Annotated in this window: 2 protein-coding genes; both read left to right on the forward strand. The window is 42.1% G+C overall.

All coding sequences use genetic code 11. From position 1 onward, the window contains the following. Positions 1-287: 287 nt before the first annotated feature. Positions 288-1550 carry a hypothetical protein gene (locus tag NMA52_RS18585; protein WP_254829216.1) on the forward strand — a complete coding sequence of 421 codons (1263 nt, stop codon included), beginning with the start codon at positions 288-290 and terminating at the stop codon, positions 1548-1550. Positions 1551-2718: 1168 nt separating this feature from the next. Further along, complete coding sequence (locus NMA52_RS18590; RefSeq protein WP_254829217.1) at positions 2719-3249, forward strand: hypothetical protein; 531 nt, start codon at positions 2719-2721, stop codon at positions 3247-3249. Positions 3250-3523: the final 274 nt, after the last annotated feature.

Genomic DNA, 3523 nt, shown 5'->3' on the forward strand with positions numbered 1-3523 from the left:
GGACAATGGCCCGAAAGCTCCCGTTGGTCGGTTTCGGGCCATGCCGCCGCGCCGCCCCCTCGTGGGTGGCGTTAAAGTCATCACCTTCGAATAATTGATGCCCCGGCTGCGTTGGCGCCCCCGTTCTGCGCAAAAAAACGTGCAGGCAAGGGTTACCTTGGAATATTTACCGCATCAACATCTTAACAGTTAGATTGTCCCGAGGATAATCGGTTGCAGTTTTACTGGATCCATACACTAGAGCACAATATTTCAAAGGGCTCTATGAACATCTAATTATCTGTAGAATGAAAAATCTGTCCATACTTATATTTTTCATCATAGCACCTACAATCTGCTACACTCAAGTTTCTGAGGAAGAAGTCCGGGAACTTCAGGATGCAATTTTAGAATTTGAATCTTTTAAGAATCAAACATTAGATAATATTGAAGTTATCGAGCAAAGAAATATAGAATTAACTAAAAAACTTATTAATATCAATTTTGCTGCATTCAGACAAATGGAAAATAGCATTAGAACAGCTTTTGATGAAACCGATGTTATATCCGCTTCGGCAACTTACCAGCAAGCAATAAAAAATATTATTCTTCTTCATACGGAGATAACATCCGTAAATAACTTTACAGATGCGGAAAACGTATTCGGACTAGACTTTAAAGGGCAAATATTGAATATAGCAGAGGGAAGCTTAATTGATCAAATTAAAACAGTGTTTGATAATGAGCCAGTATTGTATGTGAATGAAAGGAAGAGCAAATTTAGGAATATAGTTAAGAGTATATTAGATAATCCAATTATTAGTGGGCTTGTAAAATCAAATCCAATCACTTCAGTTGCTCACTCAATCATAAATCAAGTAGTGTCAGCTGATGCCACAAAAATCACAGATATTAGCTTGACTAGAGTTGACTATAGTATGCCTAATGATTTTGGTGATTTTAAGCGTAATTATCCAGCATTTAAACAGTCATACGAATCGTCAAATATTGTTGGTGGTGTGCCACACTCACAGTCGATTATTGATCCAGATGCAATCACTCAGTTTAGTAAAGATTTGAAGCCTATGATAAAAGTATTTGACGAATTATCAGCTATAAATGATGAATTTGAGAGTAGTCTGGATGTTTTTATGCAAGCATCTGAAGAAACGATAGAAAGGGCCAAGCCTGTAGAATCTAAGTTTTATGAAAAGCTAGGTGTCGCAAATAGAGATGCCGCAAGAAACAGCATTAGAGATTTCTTCAATGTAGGCGCAACACCTTCTCTCGAACTTTTAGAAGCTAAGCTTATTGACAATACTATGAATGAGGTACTGTCTTATACAGACGAAGTATCTGAAGTATCTTTATTACTGAAAAACGATTTTCTCAAAGTTCTTAGGATTGAGATTGAGTTATCAGACGCCTACATCAAATTTTTCAAAAAGCTTAAGGCTGGAGGTGATGGTTTGCCACATTTTGATGATGTCAGTACACTGGATGAAAGAATAGAGCAATTTGAAGAAATTAAAGAGAGCTTAGTTAAACAACATAATCAACTCAGTTCATAATTGCGGTTTATTTGCAAAAATAAAAATATGCGCAGAACATTGCGCCATCGTCAAGCCGGCCGCGAGGCGTTTAGGTGCCGATGAGTGATTTAGAAAGTAGCTTATATGCTGGCTGAGGTCCGAATAGTGGTAGGTAAAGCCGGCCTGCGGTGGCGCCCCCGCTGGGCGCAAGCTTCACCAGATCAGAATAGTAGGCTATGCTGGTTAGGTTTCCTTAAGCAATGCAAGCGAGTCTTATTTCCTCCCGATCCGTGAAGTTGTAGTGCTAGTGAATGGTCCTTGGGCCGCAACCGGCGGCAAGCGGGGCCCAGCCGAAAGCCTGGCACAGCGGAGCCATGCTGCCGGCCTTCGTCTGGCCCATACGGAGCCGCTGCCGCCATTTGCATAATACGTAGCCGAATAAAAGTTCCCACCGATAATGACAGCCTAGCGCCCAGCATCGTGGCCACGTCAATCCGGGGCCTGATTCCCGGCCGTAGTGATTGTACAGTTAAGTGGTGTTTACATTTGAGCCCGTAAAGCTAGCTAGTGCTATTTCCCCGGAAAGGCGTGGCCACACCCGTTGGGTCCAATCCATAGCCCGCAGAACAGTAAAACCCTAACATAATAGAAGGGAGAGTCAGCCTTTGTAAGCGCTACTTTGATCAACCAGGTCAAGACAATCCAGAGCCAGATTTAGAGCTGGATGATGGTTAGGGAGCCCGGTGTTTTTGTCGATGTTCGCTATGGACCAAAAGCCTCCGCTGCGCTACGGGTTTTGGCCCATGCTCTCAATCGCCAAAAAGACCTCGTTGCAACTCTAGGGCCTTTCCTATGTCCCTGACGCACCAGATGCCAATACAGATTACCAAGGCGCTACGCAGGCCGTTAAGTACTTATATACTCTTAAGAGAAGAATGTATTACCACCCGTTGTAGAGATGAGGTTTATATTAACCCACAGAGAAGGACCAACCAAACATCGCATATTTACACATCCAATAGTTAAGCGGTGTGTTCTTAAATTACGGCAACAATAATTCACAATACAAGAAGGTCTAAATTTAAAAACCGTCAACCAAGGCAATCAAGCGGCGCCTACTCGTTTTCTAACAACAACTAAACTCTTTGCTATCAAACTACAAAACACAACATTTTACGACGTACTGGCAATAGTAACATCTGCCGGTATGATACTGTGGATGATGACAAGCTTATTTGGTGGTATGATATTTTACCTATTCGTTTGTAGTTTCGCGGTGATCCCAGTGCTATTAGGATATATAGTCTCTCTGATAGACACATCCATTTCTATATTTAAAAAAGGTGTTAGTGTAAGTGAGACAAAGAAATATAGCCATATGGCAGTTGGCGGGGTGTTAAGTGTTATACTTATTCTTAATTCTGAAATACTCAAATCAAACGCACTTCTCTCCGCCACATTGAGAGATGACCTGTTTCATTACCAGCTCATTTTTCGGGAAAATGGGACTGTAGAAAACCTAGTTCATGGATTTGCTGGTTTTGAAGAAACGCATTACGGAAAGTACAATTTTAAGGGTGATACAATCGTGTTTTCGAAAGTGCCATACGACAACGACTTCATACCCGACACTCTGTATATAAACAGAGAGCAGAATGCCTTATTCATGTATCGAAATGATGATGGGTCTTTTAGTGATGAAAAGACTTGGCTGAGCTATTTTGAAATAGATAAATAAAAGGACTGGACCCAACACCGCGCCATCGTCAAGCCGGCGGTAGTGGTTATGGGCGTCGATGAAGCCGTTATAAGCTATCTTAAAGTTGGTCAAGTTCCGAGTGTTGACTGGTGGTAGCCGGCCTGCGGTGGCGCCCCCGTTGGGCGAAAGGTGTACAGTCAAGGGACCTGGTATACAAAAGTAAATAGACCTAGGTAACACTTTTTCACACCGAATTTTAGCGGAAAAGCCGCTATGCCATTCGAAGAAGTGAACCATATGGACCAGAGAAAAG

The organism is Lewinella sp. JB7, assembly GCF_024297185.1.
Lineage (GTDB): Bacteria > Bacteroidota > Bacteroidia > Chitinophagales > Saprospiraceae > Neolewinella.

Coding starts and splice junctions, on each gene's coding strand:
- NMA52_RS18585 (WP_254829216.1), top strand. CDS start 288: ATGAAAAATCTGTCCATACTTATATTTTTCATCATAGCACCTACAATC.
- NMA52_RS18590 (WP_254829217.1), top strand. CDS start 2,719: ATGATACTGTGGATGATGACAAGCTTATTTGGTGGTATGATATTTTAC.